Source organism: Parazoarcus communis SWub3 = DSM 12120 (genome assembly GCF_003226565.1).
GTDB classification, from domain to species: Bacteria; Pseudomonadota; Gammaproteobacteria; order Burkholderiales; family Rhodocyclaceae; genus Parazoarcus; species Parazoarcus communis.
This window is the reverse complement of record NZ_QKOE01000016.1, coordinates 20436-41061: the sequence shown is the minus strand read 5'-3', so window position 1 is coordinate 41061 and position 20626 is coordinate 20436. Positions and strand designations below refer to the sequence as shown.

The 20626-nt window shown below is 63.3% G+C and carries 22 protein-coding genes; 12 read left to right on the top strand and 10 right to left on the bottom strand.

Annotation, left to right across the window (positions count from 1 at the left end; genetic code table 11):
• The first annotated feature begins 10 nt into the window (after positions 1–10).
• The 4 genes from DNK49_RS17760 (at position 11) to DNK49_RS17745 (ending at position 2586) form a co-directional block, all read left to right on the top strand.
• Entirely contained in the window at positions 11–586 is a 576-nt protein-coding gene (locus DNK49_RS17760) for an SPOR domain-containing protein (protein WP_110527595.1), read from the top strand.
• A gap of 78 nt (positions 587–664) precedes the next feature.
• Complete coding sequence (locus DNK49_RS17755) at positions 665–1306, top strand: thiol:disulfide interchange protein DsbA/DsbL (protein WP_110527592.1); 642 nt, start codon at positions 665–667, stop codon at positions 1304–1306.
• A gap of 37 nt (positions 1307–1343) precedes the next feature.
• Positions 1344–2108 (top strand): SDR family oxidoreductase, encoded by a 765-nt coding sequence (locus DNK49_RS17750; RefSeq protein ID WP_207807027.1) that lies wholly within the window; start codon positions 1344–1346, stop codon positions 2106–2108.
• Positions 2109–2151: 43 nt separating this feature from the next.
• Positions 2152–2586: a PilZ domain-containing protein gene (locus DNK49_RS17745; protein ID WP_110527589.1), complete on the top strand. Its 435-nt coding sequence runs from the start codon at positions 2152–2154 to the stop codon at positions 2584–2586.
• 72 nt (positions 2587–2658) lie between these two features.
• On the opposite strand, the gene DNK49_RS17740 is transcribed toward DNK49_RS17745, so the two are convergent.
• Together DNK49_RS17740 and DNK49_RS17735 are read right to left on the bottom strand one after the other, a co-directional pair.
• Positions 2659–3627 carry a TAXI family TRAP transporter solute-binding subunit gene (locus tag DNK49_RS17740; RefSeq protein ID WP_110527586.1) on the bottom strand — a complete coding sequence of 323 codons (969 nt, stop codon included), beginning with the start codon at positions 3625–3627 and terminating at the stop codon, positions 2659–2661.
• Between the two features lie 366 nt (positions 3628–3993).
• On the bottom strand, positions 3994–5292 hold the full coding sequence (locus DNK49_RS17735; RefSeq protein ID WP_110527583.1) for a D-amino acid dehydrogenase: 1299 nt from the start codon (positions 5290–5292) through the stop codon (positions 3994–3996).
• A gap of 126 nt (positions 5293–5418) precedes the next feature.
• Between DNK49_RS17735 and DNK49_RS17730 the strand changes: the two genes are divergently transcribed.
• Positions 5419–6366 carry a LysR family transcriptional regulator gene (locus DNK49_RS17730; RefSeq protein ID WP_110527580.1) on the top strand — a complete coding sequence of 316 codons (948 nt, stop codon included), beginning with the start codon at positions 5419–5421 and terminating at the stop codon, positions 6364–6366.
• Positions 6367–6478: 112 nt separating this feature from the next.
• On the top strand, positions 6479–7336 hold the full coding sequence (locus DNK49_RS17725) for a helical backbone metal receptor (RefSeq protein WP_424445282.1): 858 nt from the start codon (positions 6479–6481) through the stop codon (positions 7334–7336).
• 23 nt (positions 7337–7359) lie between these two features.
• Here the strand turns inward: DNK49_RS17725 and DNK49_RS17720 are convergent, their stop codons facing one another.
• From DNK49_RS17720 to DNK49_RS17710, 3 genes are all read right to left on the bottom strand, one after another.
• Positions 7360–7809 (bottom strand): putative toxin-antitoxin system toxin component, PIN family, encoded by a 450-nt coding sequence (locus tag DNK49_RS17720; protein ID WP_110527577.1) that lies wholly within the window; start codon positions 7807–7809, stop codon positions 7360–7362.
• A 67-nt stretch (positions 7810–7876) separates the two neighbouring features.
• A complete protein-coding gene (locus DNK49_RS17715; RefSeq protein WP_110527574.1) occupies positions 7877–9697 on the bottom strand; it encodes a PHA/PHB synthase family protein in 1821 nt (606 codons plus the stop codon).
• Positions 9698–9734: 37 nt separating this feature from the next.
• Complete coding sequence (locus DNK49_RS17710; protein ID WP_110527571.1) at positions 9735–10775, bottom strand: MBL fold metallo-hydrolase; 1041 nt, start codon at positions 10773–10775, stop codon at positions 9735–9737.
• 152 nt (positions 10776–10927) lie between these two features.
• On the opposite strand from DNK49_RS17710, the gene DNK49_RS17705 reads away from it, so the two are divergent.
• The 5 genes from DNK49_RS17705 to DNK49_RS17685 all read left to right on the top strand — a co-directional run bounded on the left by DNK49_RS17705 (position 10928) and on the right by DNK49_RS17685 (position 15415).
• Positions 10928–11371: a MerR family transcriptional regulator gene (locus DNK49_RS17705; protein ID WP_110527568.1), complete on the top strand. Its 444-nt coding sequence runs from the start codon at positions 10928–10930 to the stop codon at positions 11369–11371.
• Between the two features lie 96 nt (positions 11372–11467).
• Positions 11468–11935 carry a PaaI family thioesterase gene (locus DNK49_RS17700; RefSeq protein ID WP_110527565.1) on the top strand — a complete coding sequence of 156 codons (468 nt, stop codon included), beginning with the start codon at positions 11468–11470 and terminating at the stop codon, positions 11933–11935.
• Positions 11936–12000: 65 nt separating this feature from the next.
• Positions 12001–13212: an acetyl-CoA C-acetyltransferase gene (locus tag DNK49_RS17695; protein WP_110527562.1), complete on the top strand. Its 1212-nt coding sequence runs from the start codon at positions 12001–12003 to the stop codon at positions 13210–13212.
• Between the two features lie 166 nt (positions 13213–13378).
• Positions 13379–14512, top strand: a complete 1134-nt coding sequence (locus DNK49_RS17690) for an acyl-CoA dehydrogenase (RefSeq protein WP_110527559.1) — start codon at positions 13379–13381, stop codon at positions 14510–14512.
• A 294-nt stretch (positions 14513–14806) separates the two neighbouring features.
• Positions 14807–15415: a 2-hydroxychromene-2-carboxylate isomerase gene (locus tag DNK49_RS17685; RefSeq protein ID WP_110527556.1), complete on the top strand. Its 609-nt coding sequence runs from the start codon at positions 14807–14809 to the stop codon at positions 15413–15415.
• A 28-nt stretch (positions 15416–15443) separates the two neighbouring features.
• On the opposite strand, the gene DNK49_RS17680 is transcribed toward DNK49_RS17685, so the two are convergent.
• The 3 genes from DNK49_RS17680 to DNK49_RS17670 all read right to left on the bottom strand — a co-directional run bounded on the left by DNK49_RS17680 (position 15444) and on the right by DNK49_RS17670 (position 17596).
• Positions 15444–15926: an RES family NAD+ phosphorylase gene (locus tag DNK49_RS17680; RefSeq protein ID WP_207807026.1), complete on the bottom strand. Its 483-nt coding sequence runs from the start codon at positions 15924–15926 to the stop codon at positions 15444–15446.
• Positions 15926–16417: a type II RES/Xre toxin-antitoxin system antitoxin gene (gene parS, locus DNK49_RS17675; protein ID WP_110527553.1), complete on the bottom strand. Its 492-nt coding sequence runs from the start codon at positions 16415–16417 to the stop codon at positions 15926–15928. The genes DNK49_RS17680 and parS overlap by 1 nt, the downstream gene beginning before the upstream one ends.
• Before the next feature lie 117 nt (positions 16418–16534).
• Complete coding sequence (locus tag DNK49_RS17670) at positions 16535–17596, bottom strand: AraC family transcriptional regulator (protein ID WP_110527550.1); 1062 nt, start codon at positions 17594–17596, stop codon at positions 16535–16537.
• A 147-nt stretch (positions 17597–17743) separates the two neighbouring features.
• Between DNK49_RS17670 and DNK49_RS17665 the strand changes: the two genes are divergently transcribed.
• Entirely contained in the window at positions 17744–18925 is a 1182-nt protein-coding gene (locus tag DNK49_RS17665; protein WP_110527548.1) for an isovaleryl-CoA dehydrogenase, read from the top strand.
• Between the two features lie 24 nt (positions 18926–18949).
• On the opposite strand, the gene DNK49_RS17660 is transcribed toward DNK49_RS17665, so the two are convergent.
• On the bottom strand, positions 18950–19798 hold the full coding sequence (locus tag DNK49_RS17660; RefSeq protein WP_110527545.1) for an HDOD domain-containing protein: 849 nt from the start codon (positions 19796–19798) through the stop codon (positions 18950–18952).
• A gap of 455 nt (positions 19799–20253) precedes the next feature.
• Positions 20254–20622: a VOC family protein gene (locus DNK49_RS17655; RefSeq protein ID WP_110527542.1), complete on the bottom strand. Its 369-nt coding sequence runs from the start codon at positions 20620–20622 to the stop codon at positions 20254–20256.
• Positions 20623–20626: the final 4 nt, after the last annotated feature.

Sequence of the window (20626 nt, the reverse complement as noted above, 5' to 3'; positions counted from 1 at the left end):
GGAGTCTGTCGTGAGTCGTGACCGCAAAGCTCCGCGCAAATCGTCCCGTCCGCCGTCCCGCAGCGGGGGGGGCACACTGATCGGGATCTTCATCGGCCTGATGATGGGGGCCACGATCGCGGCGGGGGCGGCCTGGTACTTTACCCGTGCGAACCCTTTCCAGTCTGCGCCGGCCGCGCCGCGGGTGCCAGCGGCCAACCAGCCGCCCACCGCCTTGCCGGGCAAGCCGGGTGACCGTCCGGTGGCCAAACAGGATTTCGATTTCTACAAGATCCTGCCGCAGGGCGACAACGTACCCGCCGTTGCCAGCCCGCCAGCGCAGCAGCCCGCTGCCGCTGCCAAGCCGGCTGAGCGCCTGTTCCTGCAGCTGGGCGCATTCGAGAATGCTGCCGAAGCCGACAACCTGAAGGCGCGTCTCGCGCTTGCAGGGGTCGAAGCCAGTTCGCAGCGTGGTCAGTTGGCCGATGGTCGTACCGTGCATCGGGTCCGGGTGGGTCCGTTCGACAGTCCGGAAGCAATGAATCCGGTACGTAGCCGTTTGGCTGAAAATGGTTTCACCCCCACGGTGACACGTGCCGGCCAGTGATTTTCTGCCGGCGCGGAACGAAGCGCCGGCCGCACCGTTCTAAGCCTCGTCATCGAACACGAACCCGGAGTAATCAGCATGAATCGACGCCACGCCCTTCAGCAACTCGGAGCACTTGCCCTGCTCGCAGGTCCGGCAGGCCATGTACTTGCACAGGGGGCAGGGGCCGGCTTCCAGGTGCTTGATCCCGCCATTCCGACGGCGCCGGACAAGATCGCCGTCATTGAGTTCTTCCACTACGGTTGCCCGCATTGTCGCGATTTCGACCCCCTGCTCGAACAGTGGATCAAGCGCTTGCCGGCTGATGTCGCCTTCCAGCGCATGCCGGCAATCTGGGGCAATTCGCAGCTGCAGGCCCTGGCCCGGCTCTATTACACGATCGAGGTCACCAACCAGGTGCACGGTCTGCATGGTGCGGTGTTCGGCGCGGTGCAGGGCGACAAGGAACCACTGCATACCGAGGATGGTGTGCGCAACTGGGTGACCAAGCGCGGTGTGGATGCCAAGGCGTTCATGGATGCCTACAAGTCCTTCGGCGTGCAATCGCTGGTGCAGCGAGCCGACCAGGCCGCGCGTGCCTACAAGATCCAGGGGGTGCCGACGATGGCGGTCGGCGGTCGTTTCCTGACCTCGGCGTCGATGACTGGCAGCCACGAAGGCACCCTCAAGCAGGTCGATCAACTGCTTGCACGCATTCGCAGCGAACCGGCACGCGGTTGATGCAGTCCAGGCACCCCATGCCCGATACGAGCGCGGCTTGAGTCGGGTATTCATTACCGGAGCGTCGAGCGGCCTGGGCGAAGCGCTGGCCCGTCATTACGCGGCCGCTGGTGCCACTTTGGGCCTGGTGGCGCGTCGTGAAGCTCCGATGCGTGATCTGGCGGCCTCGCTGCAGGGGCAGCATCAGGTTTATGTGGTCGATGTGGCCGAACCTGCGCGCCTCGCCGAAGCTGCAGCGCATTTTTGTGCCACGGTCGGCTTGCCCGATGTCGTGATTGCCAACGCGGGCGTATCGGTGGGTACGCTGACCGAGCATGCTGAAGACATCGATGCCTTCGAGCGCGTATTGCGGACCAACCTGCTGGGTATGGTTGCCACCTTTCAGCCCTTTGTCGAGCTGATGCGCGGACGCGGCCAGGGCCGTCTGGTGGGGATCGCGTCGGTTGCCGGCATTCGTGGCCTGCCGGGTGCGGGCGCCTACAGTGCATCCAAGGCCGGGACCCTGGCTTATCTGGAGAGCCTGCGGGTCGAGCTGCACGGTAGTGGGGTCAAGGTGGTGACGGTGGCGCCCGGTTATATCCATACCCCGATGACAGCGGTCAATCCCTACCCCATGCCCTTCATATTGCCGGCGGCCGAGGCTGCACGGCGCATTGCCCGCGTCGTCGAGCGTGGTGAGCGCTATGCGGTGGTGCCCTGGCAGATGGCCTGGGTGGCGCGGGTGCTGGGCATCCTGCCGCGCTGGCTGTTCGATCGCTTGTTCGCACATGCCGGACGCAAGCCCCGAGGCCTGCCTTTGTAGGCGTCATACGCTACCATTACGCATCTTGTCTGGAGGTGCGTTGATGAAAGCAGCACAGAACGAAGAGGTCGATCTTGAACCGGGCGCCGCCGAGCGCCGTGCGCGACAGCGTTTCGTTGCCCGTCGTCGCGGTGAGTCGTGCTTCTGGGCCTTGGTGGACGACCGCCGCCTGGCCTTGAACGACCTTTCGCTGGAGGGTTTCTCGCTCCCGGCTTCGTCAATACTGGCCACAGGCGTGGCATTCGATTTCGTGTTGCAGCGCGAAGACTTGCCAGATGAAGTCCATGGTCGGGCCGAGGTGGTCAATCAGATTGCTGGTGAGGATGTTGCCAAGGCGGGGTGCCGATTCCTGACCCTGGCCGAGGGTGGGGCGGAACGCCTGCACGAGTGGCTGGTGGCACATGTGCTCGTCAATGCCTCGGTACGCATCACCGAGAAGGACGCTGAACGGATCGTATCCGGACCTTCGCTGATTTGATGAAGCAAGGGCCGCCGGGTTTATTTTCGCCCGGCAGCCCCCTTCACGGCGTCTGCAGACTTTGGGTATTGCTTACATCCAGCCCTTTTCCTTGTAGTACTTCACTGCACCGTTGTGCAGCGGAGCCGACAGGCCGCCCTTGATCATGTCCTTGGGCTCGAGGTTGGCAAAGGCCGGGTGCAGCTTCTTGAAGTCCTCGAAGTTGTCGAACACCGCCTTCACCATGGTGTAGACCACGTCGTCCGATACCTTGGCCGAGGTCACGAAGCTGGCCACGACGCCGAAGGTCTTGGTCGCGTCCGGATTGGCTGCGTACATGCCGGCAGGGATGGTGGCGGTGGCGTAGTAGGGGTATTCGGCAATCAGCTTGTCTACTGCGGGGCCGGTGACCGACACCAGTTTGGCACCGCAGGTGGTGGTCGGGTCCTGGATGTTGGCAGCCGGGTGGCCGACCACGTAGGCAAAGCCGTCGATCTTGTTGTCGCACAGCGCGGCGCCGTGCTCGTCAGGCTTGAGTTCGGACGACAGCGAGAAATCGGCGGTCTTCATGCCCAGCGCGGGCAGTAGCACTTCCATCGTCGCACGCTGACCCGAGCCCGGGTTGCCGACGTTGAAGCGCTTGCCCTTGAAGTCTTCAAACTTGGTGATGCCGGCTTCCTTGCGTGCCAGCACGGTCAGCGGTTCAGGATGTAGGGCGAACACCGCACGCAGGTCGGACACCGCGCCACCGTCCTTGAACTGGGCCAGCCCCTTCACCGCGTTGAACTGGACGTCGGACTGGGCGACACCAAAGTCGAGTTCGCCCGCCTTGATGGTGTTGATGTTGTATACCGAACCGCCGGTGCTCTCGACCGAACAGCGGATACCGTGCTGGGCGCGGTCCTTGTTCATCAGCCGGCAGATCGCCCCGCCTGCGGCGTAATACACGCCGGTGACGCCACCCGTACCGATGGTGACGAACTTCTGCTGGGCCTGGGCTGGAGCGGCGCCGAAAGTGCCGGCAATGACCAGGGCTGCTGTCAGGGCGCTAAATGTCTTCATGCTTTCTCCTCGATGGTCGTCACTGAATGGAAGTCACACCGTCTGGCATCCCGGCTGGCAGGTTGATGAGGCGGTAAAACCTTCCATCATCTCCCAGCAACGCGAGTCGTGAGGTATCGGCTGGCACCGTATTCGCCTTTCAAAGGGGACGTCCGGAGGGGGATCTGCAAGGCCAGCCAAACCCATCTCCATTCGAGCCCTTGAGGGCGCGTGCGTTCATGTGCTGATCCCCACCGACCTTGCCTGATTGCTCACCGGGTAAACAGCCACGATGCGAGCTTTGCACAGATCGGCTGTCATGACCAGTTCGGGCAATCCCGAAACGGTGGCGCGATGTGTTTCGGACCATGAGTGAGGGCTGTGGTTCTATCCGGCGTGACGTTGCCGTGACGCGAGCCAGCCTTCGGGCTGGGCATTGGCGAGCAGGAAGCCTTCGTCCGGAATGGCGGGCTGACGCCCCATCATCCGGTCGGCGAGCAGCTGCGCGCAGCCTGCAGCCAGGGTGAAGCCGAGTGCACCGTGGCCGACGTTGAGCCAGAGCCCAGGGATTCGGGTGGCGTCGACAATCGGGCGGCCGCTTGGGGTGGCTGGACGAAGTCCGGCCCAGGGTTCGGCGCGGTCGAGGTAAAGGCCTTTGCCGAAGTTGGCTGCGGTTTCGCGCTGCAGGTCGGCAAGGCGGCGTGCATTCAGGCCGGTATCGAAACCGACGATGTCGGCCATGCCAGCGACCCGAAGATGCTGGCCCAGGCGGGCGTAGACGATCTTGCGCTGGAAGTCGGTGACGCTGGCGTCCGGGACAGCGTTCGCAGCATGAATGGGGATGTTCAGGCTGTAACCCTTGAGCGGGTAGATGGGCACTGAAATGCCAAGCGGCTTGAGTAGTCCGACCGATTCGACGCCACCTGCCATCACGCAGGCGTCGGGCGCGAGTCTGCGCTTGTCGGTGATGACTGCGCTCAGGCGACCCTGGTGCACCTCGAAGCCTTCGACCGTTTCGCCCAGCAGCAGGGTTGCGGGTTGCTTGCCACGGCTCAGGCCCGCGGCCAGCGCCTGGCAGAGCTTGTGACAGTCGCCGGCTTCCTCGCTGCGGGTGTGGATGCCACCGACGATTTCGCCACGTAGTCCGGCAAGTGAGGGCTCAAGATCAATGCAGGCTTGGGCGTCGAGGGCCTGTTGTTCCTCGGCGAGTTCCGGCTGGCCGGCGAGCAGGCGGCGCGCCGATTCAAAGGTGGCCCGGTCGCGGTGGATGATCAGCTTGCCGTTGCGACGATAGTCGAAATCCAGGGTGCTGTCTTGCGCGAGCGCATGGATCAGGCTCTGGCTGTAGAGGGCCAGTGGCAGCAGGGCGGCTACCGAGCGCAGCTTGTCGGAGGTATTGCAGGCTTTCAGGAAGCTCAGGATCCAGCGCCACTGGTCGGGGTCGAAGCGCGGCCGGAAGCGCACCGGGGCATCGCTGCGCAGCATCCAGCCAGGAATCTTGCCGAGTACGTCGGGGTCGGCCAGCGGTGCGATGTAGCGGTAGCTCAGCTGACCACCATTGGCCAGGCTGGTGCCCTGGCCTACTGCATTTGCGCGATCGATGAGGGTGACCTGATGACCTTCGGCTTGCAGGGTCCAGGCGGTGGTGAGGCCGACGATGCCGGCGCCGATGACGACGATGTTCATGACGACTTCCTTGTCCGGTTGCGTGTTCTGCCAATGACAGATCGTGTCCGGACTATAGAACTTGCCTCTGTCCCTATGTATAAGGATGATGCGCTATCCTATGCTTTAAAGACATGAGGTCGGCCGATGCGCCTGCGTCAGATCGAGGTATTCCGTGCGGTGATGCAGACAGGCTCGGCGAGCCAGGCAGCTCGACTGCTCAATGTGTCGCAGCCGGTCGTTTCGCGGGTGCTGCAGCATGCCGAGCTGCAGCTGGGTCTGCCGCTTTTCGAGCGCCGGCGGGGACGGCTGGTGCCGACGCCCGAAGCGCGGGCCTTGTATGTGCAGGTACAGCGCACCTGGAGCGAGGTCGAGCGTATCGATGCGCTGGCAAGCAATCTGCGCCGCGGTAGTTCCGGCTTGCTCAGGGTCGCGGCCACGCCGTCGCTGGCAAGCTCGTTGTTGCCACAGGCGCTGCAGGCTTTGCGTGATGTCCATCCCGATGTGGAGTGCGATCTGTGGGCCAGTCATACGGGCGAGATCGAGGCGCATCTGCTGGCTTATGAAGTTGATGTCGGTTTCTCGATCGAGCCAGCTGGTCATGTCGCACTCTCCATCACGCCGATGGTCGAGGGCGAGATGGTGCTGATTGCGCCACGCGCCTGGGGCGATGGCGTGATGCGGCTCGCGGATCGCGCCTGGCTGGTTGGCAGGCCTTATATCGCGCTGGCCGAAGCGACCGCGCTGGGAGAGCGTCTGGCGGCCCAGTTGTCGCAGGCCGACTGGCAGGCGCAGCGTGCCTACCGGGTGCAGACTTATGCGCTGGCAGGACGGCTGGTGGAGCAGGGGCTGGGCTATGCCTTTGTGGATGCCTATACGGCCGCGCAGCTCGATCCGCTTCGGGTCATTATGGTGGGCTTGAGTCCCGCTCCAAGGTTCGAACTGTGCATGATGCGCGGTGCCGGCGTGGCGGCGCCTGCCTTGGTGGGGCGGCTGGAAATCTGTTTGCGCGAGACCGCACGTGAATGCGCCCGCACCCTGGCCGGCCGTTTGCCGAAGGCTCGCCTTGGTCTGGGAGGCGATCTGGCGTCGTGAACAGGGCGGAGCTCGTGACGGACCAGGCAACGGGCGTCGCCTGGTTGGTGACGGCCAGAACCCGACACGCTCCCGGGCGCATCCTGCTGCGGTTTCCAGGATAATGCGGGTCATGAATCCGGAACTTGCACCCACCCTGCCGGCCGACATGCCGGATCTTTGGCGCGATGCGCTCGGTCAGATACACCAGCCTGCCGGGCCGGCGCCCCGTATCGTCTCGCTGGTGCCTTCGCTCACCGAGTTGATCTGCGATCTCGGATTGACCGAAGCGCTGGTCGGTCGTACCGGGTTCTGCATCCACCCGCGTGAGTTGCTCAAGCCCATTCCCAAGGTGGGTGGTACCAAGGATGTGAAACTGGATGTCGTACGTGCCCTCGAGCCGACGCATCTGATTGTGAACATCGATGAGAACCGGCGTGAGACGGTGGATGCGCTGGCGGCCTTCGTGCCCAATGTGATTGTGACCCACCCGTGTGTGCCGGCCGATAATCTGGGCGTCTATCGTCTGTTTGGTGCCATCTTCAGCCGCGTGGAGCACGCCCAGGCACTGTGTCTGGCACTGGAGGAGGCGCTGGCCGAGGCCGAGCGCGCGCGTCAGGCGCTGCCTGCGGAAAAAGTGCTCTACCTGATCTGGCGCGAGCCCTGGATGACGGTGTCACGGGCGACCTACATCGCGGCCATGCTGGGTGCGGTGGGGTGGAACAGCCTGCCCGAGTCGCACGAGCCGCGTTATCCCGTTGTCGATTGGGCGGATGCTGCGTGGCGGCAGGCTGATCGGGTGTTGTTGTCGACCGAGCCCTACAGCTTTGCCGAACGGCATCTCGCCGAAGTCGAGGATCTGTGTCAGCGGCCGGCGATGTTGATCGATGGCGAGATGGTGTCGTGGTATGGCAGCCGTGCGGTCAGTGGGCTGCGCTATCTGGTGCAGTTACGGCATGCCTTGGCCGGAGAGGCTGGGGTGCAGGCCTGAGCAGGCCTGGATTCAGCCAATTTTCAGTCTGTGGGGCATCGCTGTTCGCTGACGAAGCGTTCCGGCGTCTGAACCAGGTAGCGGTCGCGCAGCAGACGATGGCGGCCGACTTTCAGCAGCAGCTTGTCGCGCGTCAGCAGGTGGGTGGCGTTGGCATCGCGTGCGATTTCCAGAAACTTCTGATCGTCGCGGTCGCGGCACAGCGGTAAGGCGGCGGCTTCATCGCTTGCGGCGTCGACGAGGGTGACCCGGGCGCGGTAGTCGGCGAGCAGTCCTTGCTGGCGATCCGGATCGATGTCGAACTGGCGGTAGGCCAGTACCCGGCGGTATTCCTCAAGCGCATCCTCACGGCAGAACAGCGCAAATTGTCCACGCTCGATCGCCTGACGCAGTACGGCCAGTGCAGGATCTTCGAAATGCCACAAGGCCATCACCGTATTGGTGTCGACGACGAGTCTGAAAGTCTGGTGCATGGCGGGTCCGGAGAAAGACAGAGGGGGAAGGGCGAACCCTTCCCCCTCTCGACCAAGGGTTCAAGCCTCAGGCGGCTTTCTTGGCGTCGATGCGGATCTTGACGAAGGAGCCCGGTGCGTCTTCCAGCACCTTCAGCTTGCCCTTGGCCGGGTCACGTGCGTCGGCCTGGTCGGCGTCATGGGCCGAGACCCACGACTGCCAGTCGGTCCACCACGAGCCGGTCTGCTGCTGGGCGCCCTCGAACCAGGCGTCGGCCGTTGGTGCAAGCTTGGCGGCCGGGTTGACCCAGTAGCCGTACTTGTTGGCGACCGGCGGATTGACGATGCCGGCGATGTGGCCCGAGCCCCCCAGCACGAAGCGCACCGGGCCGCCGAAGTTGCGCGCACCCATGTAGGTGCTCTTCCACGGTGCGATGTGGTCTTCGATCGCCGAGATGAAATAGCAGGGGACCTTGATCTTGCCGAGGTCGATCGGCACGCCGTCGATGACCACGTTACCCGGCTGCACCAGGCGGTTTTCCATGTACATCGCGCGCAGGTAGAAGCTGTGCATCTTGGCCGGCATGCGGGTGGAGTCGGAGTTCCAGTACAGCAGGTCGAACGGGAACGGATCCTTGCCCAGCAGGTAGTTGTTCACCACGAAGGACCAGATCAGGTCGTTGGCGCGCAGCATGTTGAAGGTGCCGGCCATTTCCGAGCCTTCCAGGTAGCCGCGCTCGAACATCTTCTTCTCGAGGCTGGAAACCTGGCCTTCATCGATGAATACGCCAAGTTCGCCCGGCTCGGAGAAGTCGGTCATGGTGGTGAAGAAGGTCGCCGAGGCGATGCGCTTCTGCTTCTTGCCGGCCAGGTAGGCCAGCGTGGTGGCCAGCAAGGTGCCGCCCAGGCAGTAACCGCAGGCGTTGATTTCCTTCTCGCCGGTCTGCTGCTCGATGGCGTCGAGTGCGGCGACGATGCCTTCCAGTACGTAGGATTCGAAGGTCTTCTCGGCCTGCTTCTCGTCCGGGTTGACCCAGGAGATCACGAACACGGTGTGTCCCTGATCCACACACCACTTGATGTAGGAGTTTTTCTCGCGCAGGTCGAGGATGTAGAACTTGTTGATCCACGGCGGCACGATCAGCAGCGGACGCTTGAGCACCTTGTCGGTGCTGGGCGTGTACTGGATCAGCTGCATCATGTCGGTCTGGAACACGACCTTGCCCGGCGAGGTGGCGACGTTCTTGCCCAGTTCGAAGGCGGTGGTGTCGGTCATCTTGACGCGCAGGTTGCCACCGCCTTCCTCGACGTCGCGCAACAGGTTGTTCAGACCCTTGATCAGGTTCTGGCCGTGGCTCTTGACGGTTTCGCGGAAGACTTCGGGGTTGGTCATCGCGAAGTTGGACGGCGACAGTGCGTCGATGTACTGGCGGGTGTAGAAGTTGACCTTCTTCTGGGTCTGTTCGTCCAGACCTTCGACGCAACATACGGTGTCGTGGATATGGCGTGCTGCGATCAGGTAGGACTGCTTCACGAAGTCGAACATGAAGTGTTCCTGCCACTCTTCGTCCTTGAAGCGCTTGTCCGAACGCTCAGGCGTGGCGACCGGGGCGGCATTCATGCCGGCAAAGCGCAGCATGGAGTGCTGCCACAGCGAGAAGTAGTCCCACACCAGGTTCATCTGCGCCTGGGCGAGCTTGTAGGGGTTGGACAGGAGCTTGGCCATCATGTCCATGAAGGCCTGGGCAATGCCGAGTTCATCCGCCGGCGTGGCGACGCCCTTCTTCAGCTGGCGCTGCACGTGTTCGGTGATCAGGTGCGAGGCGCGCTTGGCCACCTCGGCGTAGGTCTTGGCGACCTCCTGGGGATCGGGCAGTTCGGGGTGGGCTTTGTCTTGCGGTGCGGCCATTGTTTTTTTGCTCCTGTTAGGCAAAGGTCCGGCGACCTTAGCGGGTCTTGATGAAACGGATCACTCCGTCGTCTCCCTCCTCCTTCCGAAGCTCTCCCAGCTTCTCGAGGTGGTTCATGTGGGCGATTGCCTCGCCCATCGCAAACATCACCTGATGAGTATCCAGTTCGCGGGTAAACAGCGTGCTCAACAGGTCCCCCGCGCTACGCGGTGTATCGCATTCTGCCGATAGTGCGGCGCAGCGTTCGCGGTGGTGCTCAATGAGTTGGCCGACCCGGGACCGGATTCCCCGGAAGGGTTTGCCGTGGGATGGTAGCACGAGCGTGTTGTCAGGCAAGTGACTGATGCGGCGCAGCGAATCCAGGAACCAGCCGAGCGGGTCGTCATCGGGAATGGCGGCAAACACGCTGATGTTGGTGGAGATCCGCGGCAGCAGCATGTCGCCCGAAATGAGTATGCCAAGCTCCTCGCAATACAGGCTGGCGTGTTCGGGCGAATGGCCGAAGCCGACGATGACCTGCCAGCTGTGGCGGCCGATCCGGATGTGATCGCCATCGAACAGGCGGTGGTAGCTCGACGGCATCTCCGGCACCCCGCGGCGGTAGCCGTTGCCACGCTCGGTCAGCGCGGCGAGACGGACTTCGTCCAGACCATGGCTGCGGAATTGCCTGATCATGTCGGGGACCGAGTAGCCAGGTAGCTGATGCCACAGGGCGTGGCCACCGAAATACTCGCCTTGCGTCATCCACAGGCTGCCTCCGTTGCGTGCGGTCAGCCAGCTGGCAAGGCCGAGGTGGTCGGGGTGACAGTGGGTCAGGATGACGCGCGACAGGGGCCGCGGGTCGGCATCGAGGATGGACGACCAGTGGGCCTTGATCGGGTCGAGGCCAAAACCGGTGTCGATTGCGGTCAGCGCGTCACCATCGTCGAGCAGCCACAGGTTGATGTGGTCGAGCGCGAACGGAAGCGGCATGCGGATCCAGCCGATGCCGTCGGTGATCGGGGTGACACAGCCGGCTGCAGGCAGCTCGGTAAAGGGGTAGTGGAGGGGGGTGGGGGTCTCGGTCGTTGTTGTCATTGTCTGCTCAATGTGAGGGTGGGCGCGATTCGCATTGCCCAAACCCGGGGAATCTGCTTAACTTTTCCGCAATATCGAACTCATTGTCAATCTTGCTCAGGTGACACCGCGTCCGGGCCGCGACCCCGAGTCGGCGACCCGCACTGCTCAACATGGCCAGCGAACAGACCTACACCATCAGTGAACTCGCCCGCGAGTTCGACATCACCCCGCGTGCCATCCGCTTCTACGAGGACCAGGGCTTGCTCACGCCGGCCCGTGCAGGGCGCGCCCGGGTCTATACCAAGGCCGACCGTACCCGCCTGAAACTCACCTTGCGCGGCAAGCGTCTGGGCCTGTCACTGGCCGAGATCAGCGAACTGCTCGACATGTACGGTGGCGTGCGCAATTCGGCGCAACAGCTCGAACGCTTCGTCAAGGTGCTGGCCGAGCGCCGTGCGGCACTTGAGCAGCAACGTCGCGACATCGAGGCAGTGCTGCTCGAGATCGACTCGCTCGACCGCCAGTGCCACGCCTTGCTCGGTCATAACCCGGAAGGTGCCGCTGCGGCGCGGGCTGAGCTCGACCGACACATCGACAGCGCCAGCACAGCCTGATCTTGTCGGGGCGTGCTGCGGCATGTCTTGCATTTTTTGCTGATTAGTTTACGTTGACGTAAACGTAAAAACAACGAAAAATCACTGGAGACAACCATGCACCACGATGCCCCCATCTTTCAGCCCAAGGATCCCGACTACGCAGCCCGGGTGCGCGCCAGCTTTGGCCTGCAGCAGGCGATGCAGTTGATCGGAGCGGAGATGAGTGCGGTGGAGCCCGGTTTCGTCGAGATCGTGCTGCCGCACCGGCCGCAGATCACTCAGCAGCATGGCTACATCCACGGCGGCGTGGTCGGCATGATTGCCGACTCCGCCGCCGGTTATGCGGCCAATACGTTGACGCCGCACGACACCAGCGTGCTGACGGTGGAGTACAAGCTCAACCTGCTGGCACCGGCCGACGGGCAGCGCCTGGTGGCGCGGGGCGAGGTGATCAAGCCGGGTCGCACCTTGTTGATCACCCGTGCCGAGGTGTTCGCGGTGCGTGACGAGAAATGGACTTTGTGTGCGGTCATGCAGCAGACCATCATGGCCATGCACGGCAAGAAGGAAGGTGCGGCCTGATCCGGGCGCACCGGTGGTCACCGCGTGTGGCCAACCCTGTATTCAACCTCTAGGAGTATCGAAACATGTCCGACCCGATCGTGATCGTATCCGTCGCCCGCACCCCGATGGGGGGCTTCCAGGGTGATCTGTCCGGCCTCACCGGCCCGCAACTGGGCGCGGTCGCGATCAAGGCCGCTGTCGAGCGCTCAGGCCTTGCCGCCGAGCAGGTTCAGGAAGTCATCATGGGCTGCGTGCTGCCGGCGGGTGTCGGTCAGGCGCCGGCTCGCCAGGCCGCCCTTGGCGCCGGTCTGCCGCTGTCTGCGGGTTGCACCACGGTGAACAAGGTTTGCGGTTCGGGCATGAAGGCCACCATGCTGGCGCACGACCTGCTGCTGGCCGGAACCAACGACGTCATGGTGGCCGGCGGCATGGAGTCGATGTCGAATGCGCCCTATCTTTTGCCGAAGGCGCGCGGTGGGTACCGCCTTGGCCATGGCCAGTTGCTCGACCACATGTTCCTCGACGGGCTGGAGGACAGCTACGCCAAGGAGACCCGTGGCCGTCTGATGGGCACCTTTGCCGAGGACTGCGCCGCCCATTTCGATTTCACCCGCGCCGCGCAGGACGAATTTGCGGTGGCCTCCACCACCCGCGCCCAGGCCGCGATCAACGAGGGTGCCTTCACCTGGGAAGTCGCGCCGGTGACGGTGTCTGGCCGTAAGGGCGACATGCTGATCGACAAGGATGAGCAGCCGCTGAAGGCCCAACTCGACAAGATCGGCACCCTCAAGCCCGCGTTCAAGAAGGATGGCTCGGTGACCGCGGCAAATTCCTCGTCGATTTCCGATGGCGCCGCTGCGCTGGTGCTGATGCGCCGATCGACGGCCGACAAGCATGGCCTCAAGCCGCTTGCGACCATTGTGGGTCATGCAACCCATGCGCAGGAGCCGCAGTGGTTTACCACCGCACCGGTGGGGGCGATGCAGAAGGTGCTGGCGAAGGCCGGCTGGAGCAGCGCCGATGTTGATCTGTGGGAAATCAACGAGGCCTTCGCGGTGGTCACCATGGCCGCAATGAAGGAAATGAACCTGCCCCATGACAAGGTCAACGTCAACGGCGGTGCCTGCGCGCTGGGGCATCCGATCGGCGCATCCGGTGCCCGTATCCTGGTGACGCTGATCGGTGCCTTGCGTCGTCGCGGGCTCAAGCGTGGTGTGGCCAGCTTGTGCATCGGCGGTGGTGAGGCGACCGCGATGGCGATCGAGGTGAATGCCTCGGTCGGATGTGGCGGCTGATTGCCCGCAGTCTGTCGGCCTTGAGCAACGCTCCTGACCGGCGCCAAGGCCAACGGTTTTCAAGACAGGTTCAGGCGGCTGCCGCGCCGCACTGCTTGATGGTGTTGGCGTTACCGTCTCCGTAATGCATGGGGCCGCCCGTGTCGGCCCCTGAAAAGGATTTAGCATGATTCTGACTTCCGAACAGGAACTCATCCGCGACTCCATCCGTGCTTTTGCGCAGGAGCGTCTGGCCCCCTTTGCGGCCGAGTGGGACCGCAACCACACCTTTCCGCGCGAGGCGCTGAAGGAACTGGCCGAACTCGGTGCGCTCGGCATGGTGGTGCCAGAGGAGTGGGGTGGTGCCGGCATGGACTACATGAGCCTCGTGCTTGCGCTTGAAGAGATTGCGGCTGGCGACGGCGCGACCTCCACCATCGTCAGCGTGCAGAATTCGCTCGCCTGCGGCATTCCCGCCCGTTATGGCAGTGATGCGCAGAAGGCGCGCTGGCTCAAGCCGCTGGCCAGGGGGGAGATGCTGGGCTGCTTCTGTCTGACCGAACCGCATGTCGGCTCCGATGCATCGGCGCTGCGCACGACCGCGGTCCGTGACGGTGATGAATGGGTGATCAACGGTGTCAAGCAGTTCATCACCACCGGTCGTGAGGCTGATGTGGCGATCGTGTTCGCGGTGACTGACAAGACTGCGGGCAAGAAGGGCATCTCGTGCTTCCTCGTGCCCACCGCGACCCCGGGCTACATCGTCGCCCGCATCGAGGAAAAGCTGGGGCAACGCGCATCCGATACTGCGCAGATCCTGTTCGAAAACTGCCGGGTGCCGGCGGATGCGTTGCTCGGTGCCGAAGGGGAAGGTTACAAGATCGCCTTGTCGAACCTGGAAGCCGGCCGCATCGGGATTGCTTCGCAATGTCTCGGCATGGCGCGCGCCGCACTGGAAGCCGCGGTCAAGTATGCGCAGGAGCGCGAGACCTTTGGCAAGCCGATCTTCGAGCATCAGGCGGTCAATTTCCGCCTGGCCGACATGGCCACCCAGCTGGAGGCCGCACGCCAGCTGGTCTGGCACGCGGCCAGCCTGAAGGACGCTGGCCGGCCGTGCCTGAAGGAGGCCTCGATGGCAAAGCTGTTTGCTTCGGAGATGGCCGAGCGGGTGTGCTCCGACGCCATTCAGGTGCATGGCGGCTACGGCTATGTCAGCGACTTCCCGGTCGAGCGCATCTACCGTGATGTGCGTGTTTGCCAGATCTATGAAGGCGCCAGCGATATCCAGAAGCTGGTCATCGGTCGCGCGCTGGCGGGCTGAGCCAGACCGGCTGTACGGTTTGCGCACCTGGGAGGCTGTCGGACTTGAGGCTGATCTACTGCGCCAGTGGGAGAAACGGTCCATATCCGCCCGTTTTCTCGTTGCATGGAATGGTCATGCGCCTCAAAAACGGCCGAATCTGTCCCCGTTTTCCCCCTCGGCTCGCTACGATCGCTCAAGTTCGATAGCCTCCTGGGGTGCCGAACCGGTTACGATCCTGCGGGTGTGGTGGGTTCCCTCTCCCTCTCTTCCCCGCCACGCTCGCAGGATTTTTTCCCATTACTGGAGACTGCCATGAGCCATCCCGCCCCGATCGATTTCTGGTTCGACTTCTCATCGCCCTTCGGTTACCTGATGGCCGAGAAGATCGATGCGGTGGCTGCGGCGCATGGCCGTTCGGTGCGCTGGCGGCCCTTCCTGCTCGGTGCGGTGTACAAGCACACCGGTGGCATCCCGCTCACCGAAACGCCGCTGAAAGGTGTGTATTCGGTGCGTGACATCGCGCGCAGTGCGCGTTACCTGGGCGTGCCGTTTGCCATGCCGAGCCCGTTTCCGGTGGCAACGCAGCATGCAGCCAGGGTCTTTCATCATCTGGATGCAAGCGACCCGGCTGCCGCACGCGATTTTGCGCTGGCGGTGCTGCGCGCCTTCTTTGTCGAGGGGCGCGATATCTCCGCGCTCGATACGGTACTCGACATTGCCCAGGCGCTGCACCATGCACGCGATGCCATCGCTGTTGCTGCGGGCAGTGCGGAGGTCAAGGCCCGTCTGAAGTCCGTGTGCGACGAGGCGCTGCAGCTCGGGATCTTCGGGTCGCCTTACGTGATCGTGGATGGAGAACCTTTCTGGGGCGTGGATCGTTTGCCGCAGATCGAGCGCTGGCTGGAAACGGGCGGGTTCTGAAGTGGGGGGCGGCCAATGCCGGGGTGAGTCAGCGCGTCAGCGAGCCAAGGCGCGGGTCATATAGCCAGCGGCGCAGTTTGATCGCGGTGATCCGGTGGGCGTGGGGATGCTGAGGGTTGATCAGCACGACCGCATCTTCGGGCACGATTGCCGAAGGCAGCTCGATCACGGCCGATCGTTGTGCCTTGAGCCAGGCGCCGCCGGTGTTGAGGCTGACCATGCCGGGAGGGCTGGCATCCCAGCCCACGTCAAGCGATGTGCAGGTGTGAATCTCGCGCTCGACCCACACCTCGTCGGGGATGTCGATCACGACCAGATAGCGGTTCAGCGGCAGACCGCTGGTGTTCAGGTGCACCAGCGTCTCCAGGCAAGCGAGTGCCGGCGAGCGTGCGCAATACACGACTGGCAGGCCCGGCCGGTTCCAGCGCCCGCCGAGCGCCTTGGCGCCCGCCCCTGACAAGTCGTCAGCCAGGTAGTCCGGGGTGTCGCTTGCGATCCGCCAGACCTGCATCAGGCAAAGACGCCCGCTTGCGACTGGCGCAACAGACGTGAGACCAGGCCCTGGCCTTCCATGGTGTCCATGAAATCGGCTGGTCGCGCGCCGCCGAGCGCGGGCAAGGGCTGCTCGAGCCACTCTCCAACCCAATGTGCGGGGTCGAAGCCGTCCGGGTTGCCCGACTCCGCAACCAGCGCCGCGACTTGGCCAATCAGGCGCTCCAGGCCGATGACGCGTTCGGATTGTTCCGCCGACAGGCGATCATCGGCCTTGATCTTGCGGTCGACGGTCGACCTTGGCAGGCGCAAGGCGTCGTACAGGCGCTCTTTGGGGATGTCCATCTGACGCCCGATCTCCACCAGGTAGCGCGCCGGTATGCCATCCCGAACGAGCAGGATGCGATCGACGTCGCTGGCCTGGTAGCGTTGAATGAAAGCCGATGGGGTGACCTTGCCCTTGGCCGGGGCGCGACGTCCGGATTGGGTGAGCGAAGGTGGGTGTGTCATGGGAGGTTCCTCATATGAGAACTTAGTTTAGCCCATATGAACATCGTTGGCATGATCCTCAGCGCGGTGTCGAGGCGGGGGTGTCCTGCATGGTCGGCAGCCAGACGCAGTCCGGGCTCAACCCGGTGCTGCCACGCCAAGTGGCGAAGCTGTCTCCCGGAAGCGGCTCGGCGCCTCTCCGGTCCATTCTCGAAAGGCTCGGGCAAAGCTTTTTTCGCTGTCGAACCCTACTGCTGCGGCAATCTGTTTGACGGGCTTGCGTGTCTGCAGCAGCAGGCGGATGGCGCGTTCGCGGCGGATCTCGTTCTTCAGTTGCTGTAGCGAAATCCCCTCGTCCTTCAATTGCCGGTGCAGCGTGCGAACCGACAGATTGAGTTGGGTAGCGACATCCTCGGCGGTGTGCGCACGCGCTGGATCGGCCTGCAGGATCTGACTGACGCTGTGCACCAGCAGGCGGTCGCGGCGGTATTGCAGCACGGTCAGTGGCAGGGCGCGCTGCAGCATGGTCTGCAGCGCACGTTCGTCGCGGCGCAGTGGCAGGGCCAGGTAACGGGCGTCGAAGCTGAAGGCGGCGGCATCCGCCTCGAAACGCAACGGTCCGGGAAACAGGTAAGGGTAGGCGTCGGCATGCGGTGGTGCAGGGAAGGGCATCTCGGTGCCGGTGAGCGCAATGCGTGAATCGATCAACCAGCAGGCGTAGCCCAGCAGGTAACGCAGACTGCTGACCAGGCAGAATTCGCGCAATTCGCCCAGTTCGAAAGCTTCGGTGACCTGAATGCGGGCGATGCCGCGCTGCTGCTCGAAGCCGAGCACGATGTCTTCGGTCAGCAGTCGATGATGACGGCACCAGCGCTTGAGTGCCACCTCCAGTGTGGGGGCGGTCAGCGAGGCGCGGCACAGCATGCCGTAGCAGCCCCAGGGCAGGCGGCGCGAGAACCAGCCCAGCGCTTCGTCGTCGAGTTCCTGCATCGCGTGGCCGGACATCACCTCCATCTGTGCGGCGGTGACGCGGGCGCCGGGGTCATCCAGCGCCGCTGCATCGATCTGTGCATGACGCAGCGCATTGGCCGGATCCATACCCCGGCGGCGATACCCGAGCACGATCGCGCGGATGAAGGCAATCGGCGTGGCCGCGCGGCCCAGGGTCAGTTCGGCGGGCGATGGGGTCAGGATCTTCATGGGGCGTAATGCTAGGCTCGCTGGCCGTATTTGCAACCCCGTTGGCAGTTGTCGGGCCTGATGCGGCGCTAAGCTTGGTCGAAATGGGCCGGCTGAATCGGTACCGGCCGCCCGCGGACACGACACGAATACCGGAGGAGACCCACCATGCACATCCCGAGCCTCGACTTCCACCTCGGCGAGACCATCGACGCCCTGCGCGATACCTTGCAAGCTTTCTGCGCCGCAGAGATTACTCCGCGCGCGGCGGAGATCGACAAGGTCAACGAGTTTCCCGCCGACCTGTGGAAAAAGCTCGGCGACCTCGGCGTGCATGGCATGACGGTCAGCGAGGCCTACGGTGGCACCGACATGGGCTACCTTGCGCACATCATCGCCATGGAAGAAATCTCACGCGCTTCGGCTTCGGTCGGCCTGTCCTACGGCGCCCACTCCAACCTGTGCATCAACCAGATCCGGCGCAATGGCACCGAGGCGCAGAAGCAGAAGTATCTGCCCAAGCTGATCTCGGGCGACCATGTCGGTGCGCTGGCGATGTCCGAACCCAATGCCGGTTCCGATGTGGTCAGCATGAAGCTGCGCGCCGACCGCAAGGGCGATCGCTTCATTCTCAACGGCAGCAAGATGTGGATCACCAACGGTGGCGACGCCGATACCCTGGTGGTCTATGCCAAGACCGATATCGACGCCGGCCCGCGCGGCATCACTGCCTTCATCATCGAGAAGGGCATGAAGGGCTTCAGTCACGGCACCCACCTCGACAAGCTTGGCATGCGCGGCTCGAATACCTTCCCGCTGTTCTTCGACGATGTCGAAGTGCCGGTCGACAACGTGCTTGGGGGTGAGGCCAATATTGGTCGTGGCGTGCAGGTACTGATGTCGGGGCTGGATTACGAGCGCGCGGTCCTGTCAGGCGGTCCGCTGGGCATCATGGCGGCCTGCATGGATGCAGTGGTCCCTTACCTGCACGAACGCAAGCAGTTTGGTACCGCGATTGGCGAGTTCCAGCTGATGCAGGGCAAGGTTGCCGATCTGTACTCCACCTGGAGTGCCTGCCGCGCCTACGCCTACGCCGTCGGCCAGGCCTGTGACCGTACCGACCATGCCCGCACGCTGCGCAAGGACGCGGCGGGCGTCATCCTCTATACCGCAGAAAAAGCGACCTGGATGGCGGGCGAAGCCATCCAGACCCTCGGTGGCGTTGGCTATACCAACGAGTATCCGGTAGGCCGCCTGTGGCGGGATGCCAAACTGTATGAAATCGGCGCCGGTACCAGCGAGATCCGACGCATGCTGATTGGTCGGGAGTTGTTTGCCGAAACCTTGTAAGCGAAGGGGCGCTGACAGCCGCGCTCAGGCTGCGGCTGTCAGCGCGTTTTCCTTGAGATCGGCCAGGTATTCCGGAAATTCGTCCGGATGCAGGCAAAGCTCGGCCAGTACTTCGTGACCATAGCGCGGCCAGCTGGCATTGTGCGAGCCCGCCAGCGAATGTCTCACGTGCGAAGCCAGGTGCAGGATGGCGACCAGGCTGCGGGTGGCCCCGAATTCATCGCGCGGCACTTCTCCATGATGCAGGATCGCTTCGGCGATGAAGTCCGGCAGACGCCAGTGGCGTGCAACCAGATAGCCGATCGTGCAGTGGTCGACATTGAAACGCCGGTCCTCTTCCCGCAGGCTGGGAAAGTCCATGCGGTCCTCGCGTAGCAGCTCCGAACAATAATCGGGAAAGCGCTGCATCAACACCGGTACGCCACATTTCAGGAAGATGCCGGCCAGATACGCCTGCTCCGGAAAGATGTTGCAGACCGACACCCGTTCTTCCGCAATCTGAGCAGCCAGCATCGCCAGTTCGCGCGAATGCGCCCAGAACATCGTGTAGGCACGCTGGGTGTCCTGCCCCAGGGTGGTGCTCAGCGCCACTGCGCGGGCAATGTTCAAGGTCGGTCGAAAACCCAGGCGGATGATCGCCTTGTCCAGCGTCGATGGTGCTGCATTGCCAGCAAACATGGGGTTGCGCGCAACCTTGAACAGCATTGCGGCAATGCCTGCATCCCGCTCGATGATGCGGGCGATGCTGCGCGCATCGTAGTCGTCCGATGCCATCACCCGCTCCAGCTCCAGCAGCACCTGGGGTTGAGGCGGAATGCGGATGCCCCGGAGCGCAAGTTCCTCCGGGGTCAGCGGTGCGGGCTGGGTGTTCATGATTGCAAATGAGAAAGGTTGCGCTGCAGCATGGTCCCAAAGGTGGGCGGCGTGAGGGTGTGATATTTGTCACGCTGCAGACGATCCGTCATGCGCTTGTTCTATGTCGATGCTATGATTTTGTCATTAATTCTGTGTTGGAAAGTGCTCTGACGGCGCATCTGGAGGATGTTTGATGTTGAAAAGTCTAGTGTTGCTTGGGGCCGCTGCTGCCGCCGCGGGAATGGCGTGGGGCTTCTTTCGAGTTTTCGGCCATTACGCTTTCTTGATCATGCTGGCGATTACGGCGGGCGTGCTATGGTTTCGCGCAGGCCCGCCCGGATTCAGTCGGAAGGCGGAGTGATCTCCAGGTGGAGCGGTGACGGTGCACCTGTGACAGTTCTCGGCAAGATCATATGGCGCGGGGGTGGCTTGCTGCTTTCCGTCACCCCCTCAGCTTGTTCTGCCGACGTGGCTCAGTGCAGCGAATGCAGGCCCACGCGATTTCCTTCGCTGTCCAGGAATAGTGCGATATGGCCAATGTCTTCGCCGATCGAGGTTTTCTCCATCATGACCTCACCACCGGCTGACCGTATCCGTTCCAGCACCAAGTTGAGATCCTCGCCGCCATTCAGGTATACCAGTGTGCCGTTGTTGCGCGGTTCGAGCTGGGGCATCTGTACCAGCGCACCGGAGGGCTGCGGCGCTTCATAAGGAAACACCGCCAGGGGGTGACCGCCGCAGCTTTCGCGCCGCAACGAGATCGCAAACACTTCTTCATAAAAGCGCGCGGCGCGTTCGATGTCGATGACAGGCAGTTCGAACCAGCAGATCGGGTTTTGCATTTTG

Excerpts from the sequence above, each read along its gene's own strand:
- DNK49_RS17755 (WP_110527592.1), top strand. The coding sequence starts at position 665 with ATGAATCGACGCCACGCCCTTCAGCAACTCGGAGCACTTGCCCTGCTC.
- DNK49_RS17745 (WP_110527589.1), top strand. The coding sequence starts at position 2,152 with ATGAAAGCAGCACAGAACGAAGAGGTCGATCTTGAACCGGGCGCCGCC.
- DNK49_RS17740 (WP_110527586.1), bottom strand. The coding sequence starts at position 3,627 with ATGAAGACATTTAGCGCCCTGACAGCAGCCCTGGTCATTGCCGGCACT.
- DNK49_RS17735 (WP_110527583.1), bottom strand. The coding sequence starts at position 5,292 with ATGAACATCGTCGTCATCGGCGCCGGCATCGTCGGCCTCACCACCGCC.
- DNK49_RS17730 (WP_110527580.1), top strand. The coding sequence starts at position 5,419 with ATGCGCCTGCGTCAGATCGAGGTATTCCGTGCGGTGATGCAGACAGGC.
- DNK49_RS17725 (WP_424445282.1), top strand. The coding sequence starts at position 6,479 with ATGAATCCGGAACTTGCACCCACCCTGCCGGCCGACATGCCGGATCTT.
- DNK49_RS17720 (WP_110527577.1), bottom strand. The coding sequence starts at position 7,809 with ATGCACCAGACTTTCAGACTCGTCGTCGACACCAATACGGTGATGGCC.
- DNK49_RS17715 (WP_110527574.1), bottom strand. The coding sequence starts at position 9,697 with ATGGCCGCACCGCAAGACAAAGCCCACCCCGAACTGCCCGATCCCCAG.
- DNK49_RS17710 (WP_110527571.1), bottom strand. The coding sequence starts at position 10,775 with ATGACAACAACGACCGAGACCCCCACCCCCCTCCACTACCCCTTTACC.
- DNK49_RS17705 (WP_110527568.1), top strand. The coding sequence starts at position 10,928 with ATGGCCAGCGAACAGACCTACACCATCAGTGAACTCGCCCGCGAGTTC.
- DNK49_RS17700 (WP_110527565.1), top strand. The coding sequence starts at position 11,468 with ATGCACCACGATGCCCCCATCTTTCAGCCCAAGGATCCCGACTACGCA.
- DNK49_RS17695 (WP_110527562.1), top strand. The coding sequence starts at position 12,001 with ATGTCCGACCCGATCGTGATCGTATCCGTCGCCCGCACCCCGATGGGG.
- DNK49_RS17690 (WP_110527559.1), top strand. The coding sequence starts at position 13,379 with ATGATTCTGACTTCCGAACAGGAACTCATCCGCGACTCCATCCGTGCT.
- DNK49_RS17685 (WP_110527556.1), top strand. The coding sequence starts at position 14,807 with ATGAGCCATCCCGCCCCGATCGATTTCTGGTTCGACTTCTCATCGCCC.
- DNK49_RS17680 (WP_207807026.1), bottom strand. The coding sequence starts at position 15,926 with ATGCAGGTCTGGCGGATCGCAAGCGACACCCCGGACTACCTGGCTGAC.
- parS (WP_110527553.1), bottom strand. The coding sequence starts at position 16,417 with ATGACACACCCACCTTCGCTCACCCAATCCGGACGTCGCGCCCCGGCC.
- DNK49_RS17670 (WP_110527550.1), bottom strand. The coding sequence starts at position 17,596 with ATGAAGATCCTGACCCCATCGCCCGCCGAACTGACCCTGGGCCGCGCG.
- DNK49_RS17665 (WP_110527548.1), top strand. The coding sequence starts at position 17,744 with ATGCACATCCCGAGCCTCGACTTCCACCTCGGCGAGACCATCGACGCC.
- DNK49_RS17660 (WP_110527545.1), bottom strand. The coding sequence starts at position 19,798 with ATGAACACCCAGCCCGCACCGCTGACCCCGGAGGAACTTGCGCTCCGG.
- DNK49_RS17655 (WP_110527542.1), bottom strand. The coding sequence starts at position 20,622 with ATGCAAAACCCGATCTGCTGGTTCGAACTGCCTGTCATCGACATCGAA.